At 37.0% G+C, this 3,667-nt stretch carries 2 protein-coding genes and 1 pseudogene; all 3 read right to left on the bottom strand.

Annotated elements, in window-relative coordinates; genetic code table 11:
* Positions 1 to 921: pseudogene (locus tag JP36_RS10350) on the bottom strand (iron permease); the annotation flags it as partial.
* A 5-nt stretch (positions 922 to 926) separates the two neighbouring features.
* Positions 927 to 2,171: an iron uptake transporter deferrochelatase/peroxidase subunit gene (gene efeB / locus JP36_RS10345; RefSeq protein ID WP_039174450.1), complete on the bottom strand. Its 1,245-nt coding sequence runs from the start codon at positions 2,169 to 2,171 to the stop codon at positions 927 to 929.
* A 65-nt stretch (positions 2,172 to 2,236) separates the two neighbouring features.
* The gene (gene efeO, locus JP36_RS10340; RefSeq protein WP_039174448.1) at positions 2,237 to 3,055 is read right to left on the bottom strand and encodes an iron uptake system protein EfeO; all 819 of its coding nucleotides are present in this window, start codon (positions 3,053 to 3,055) and stop codon (positions 2,237 to 2,239) included.
* Positions 3,056 to 3,667: the final 612 nt, after the last annotated feature.

The raw sequence follows: 3,667 nt of genomic DNA, 5'->3' as shown, positions 1-3,667 counted from the left end.
TTCAGCCAGTTGCGTAATAATCTTCTTTAACTCCGTTTGATATTTAGCTTCACTGCCTTTAGCCAAAATCACCGGCACTTGGCTCTCCACCTTACTATATAATGAACCATTTCTGGTGCTGACCTCGCCCTCAATACTCGGCCAAATCTCAATAAAGGTGGTTAATTTTTCCTGCGCCGTTGCATTATCTTGCTGTTCAAACGCTTGTAATCCCTCTCGCAACAGATTAATACCATCATTTAATTGATAGTTGGTGGTAACTGCTTGCGCTTTTTTGCCACTGACAAAATCATCAAATTGAGCCGCAATTTTTGCAGTATTACTTTCAATCCGTTGATAATCCAACGGTTCAGTTTCTATTGCCACACGTAATAGCGCCAACGCTGTTTCAATTTTGCCGTAATACGCCATATCAACATCACGCACTAAACGCTCATTTTTAGTCCAAATACCATTAAATAGGCGATACTGCTGTTTTAACTGTTCAATATCCGGCGACAATTTATTTTCTGTCACCACTTGTTGCCAATGTTCAAACGCCGGCACAATCCGTTTTTTAAAGCGCTGCTTTTGTTGAGCAATGTCCAAAGGATGTTGCTCTTTATCAAATGCTAATAAAGCAATGGAAAGTTGATTTAAATGCTCAATATCGGTGTTATTCAATGCATCAGACAGACTCAACAATACATTTTTACCTGCTGAAGAGTTGTGTTGTTCAATCGCAATAAATTGCTCTTGAATCGCATTTAAATCTTGCTTTGCTTGCAATGTATTATTTTCTTTCACTGCACTCATTGCATCAGAAAGCTGGATAAATAACGGGCTAAGATTTATCTTTTGTTCAGCTGTTGCCGGTAGAGAGCAGAAAAAAATTAAACTAAAAAACAGCCACAGATATTTTATGACTCCTCTTATTTTCATTTTATTTAAGCTCCTAACAGTGCTTGCCCAATAAATTCACCTTCTTTCACGCCACCAAAACAAGCAAATAGCCCACTACCGATATGGGTAATATATTCATTCAAACGATCAACATTACCTAATGCATTTTGGATAGTAATGAACTGTTCCGGATCTTTTTGATAGCAAATAAAAAGCAAGCCACTGTCAAACTGTCCGGTGCGAGGATTAATACCATCTGAATAAGAATAAGCTCGACGTAACATCTGTTTTCCGGTTTTATGTGCCAATGCAGAATGTGAATCGTCCGGAATCATTGGTTTACCGTGATGATTAAGTTTATCTAGATCCAATGGTGCAAATTCCTCTTTTTCGCCAATCGGCGCACCGGAAATACGATGTCGTCCAAAAGTACGTTCTTGCTCTTTATAACTGGTTCTATCCCAAGTTTCTAAATGCATCACTATTTTACGCACTATCAAATAGCTACCGCCTTTCAGCCAATCGGGTTGATCTACCCATACTTGCCCATCAAGATCTTTAACGGTGTTAGCATTTGCCGTACCATCTTTAAAACCAAACAAGTTACGAGGGGTATCGATTGGTTTGTCCGCCGAAATAAAACCTGCTTGACTCCATTTCATTGTTACATTAGAGCGTGCCACTCTGACTAATTGACGCACAGCGTGAAAAGCCACTTGTGCATCATTGGCACAAGATTGAATACAAATATCACCGCCACTAAACTCCTCTTTCAGTTGATCACGTGGGAATAACGGCAGATCTTTCAGCTCTTTCGGCGCTTTATCCTGCAAACCTAACTTCTGCAAAAATGATGGCGAAACTCCGAAAGTGAGCGTCAAACCATACACAGAAAGATCATCCGCTTCTCCGGTATCCGCCGGCGGTACAAAATGATTTTTAGCATATTCTTTTACATTTTTGCCTTGTGTTAGACGTGCTGCATAGGTTGTCCAAGTTTTGAATACTTCTCTTACTTCATCAAGACTTTCGGTTGCTAAATCCAACACCAAAAAATAGACATAAGTCTGTTGTGGGGTAATGATTCCTTGTTGGTGTTCCCCATAAAATGGATAAGTAATATCGGAAAGGCAATGTTTTTCAGCGACAGAATGATGATTATCTGCCGCGACACTCATACTTAATCCCGACCCGATTAAGCTGCCACCAAGCATTAAACCTGATCTTTTTAAAAATTGACGGCGCGGATTATGTTGTACTTGTTGTGCTGTTAAATTATTACTTTTCATTTGCTCCCCCTTCAAAAAGGAAAAAACCACTGCAGATTAACGCAGTGGTTAAAATTTAGTTTAAATTAATTACTTTCATCAAGGATCACGCCCATATGCGCAAGCGGTTCCCCAAGTTTATTTACGGCTTCCGCTAATTCACGAGTATCCTGTTTAGACAATTCGGTATAGGCTTTATAGCCATTTTCACCAACTCTGTATTTATCTAATAAGGCATTTACATTCGCAAACTGTTTATCCAACTCTTTTACCAACTTTTCATCCTTCTGAGCTAATTTTGCTCTCAAAATTTGATAAATTTTTTCTGCACCTTCAACATTAGCTTTAAAATCATAAAGATCGGTATGTGAGAAAATTTCTTCTTCGCCAGTAATCTTGCTGGTAGAGACCTCATTTAATAAATCAACTGCGCCTTGAACCATTAAATCGCCGGTAACTTCTACAGTCGGCACTTTAGCACGCAACTCTTTGACATCATTTAATAATTGATCGGCAATTTGTTCTGTTCCTTTAGTGGTATTTTCTGTCCATAAAATCTTTTCAATTTTATGGAAACCACTCCAAATTTGATTTTCTTCCAAATCTGCTTCACGTGCATCAATGCGTGGATCTAAATCACCAAAACTTTCAGCGATAGGTTCTGAACGCTCGTAATACATTCTGACTAATGGATACAGTTTTTTCGCCTCTTCAACCTTACCTGTTTTTAAAGCAGCTACAAATTGCTCTGTACCTTTAACCAATTCATCAATTTGTTCTATGACAAATGTCTGATATTGCTTAGTTTCTTGTGATAAATCCACTGGCGCTGCAACAGCTGCTTGAGAAAAGAAAACGCTTGATGAAATCAATGTAGCAAGCACTAATTTTTTCAATTGGAACATAAATTACCCCTTAAAATATAAATGAGAATAAATCGCATATTTTTGGATAACTTATTGTAAATAGGAATTAATGTCAATAAAAAATTAAAAATAAATAGTTCTTTGGATAAAGGCATTTTTGAATTAAAAGAAACTGCTATGAAGAAAAATTTTTCAATTAGAAATGATATGAAACATTTGAAATTAAGAAATGAAATGGCGCACCCGAAAGGATACCATTGTTCAATTAAATCAAATAATTATGTAAATATGGTGCAATTTTGGATCATATTATAAATAATTAATCTAATCGTTTAAAATTACAGCAAATAGATCTAATCTTTGCGTTGGTTTATGTTATAAGATCTGAAAGAAAGGATCTTGATATGCTCTTTATTTACAAAGAGACTTAAGTAAGGATCGTAATTATGTTGAAATCATTACATTTTCTATGTGGGCGTGGCAAGGATATGACTGCGATTTGTAGGGCACGGGTTTGAGTGAAAAATCAAGGGAAATCGGGGTTTTAGGCTTTGTAGTAATAGTTAGTTTGGTATAAATAGACTGAGACAATATTAAGGTAGTAAGGCATTTATGCAGTAAAAAAGCCCGAGCATTGATCTGACCCCTAAA

The sequence above is a fragment of the Gallibacterium genomosp. 1 genome (assembly GCF_000771875.1).
Taxonomy (GTDB): domain Bacteria; phylum Pseudomonadota; class Gammaproteobacteria; order Enterobacterales; family Pasteurellaceae; genus Gallibacterium.
The sequence above is the reverse complement of the archived record's forward strand: the minus strand, read 5'-3'. Positions and strand labels throughout refer to the sequence as shown.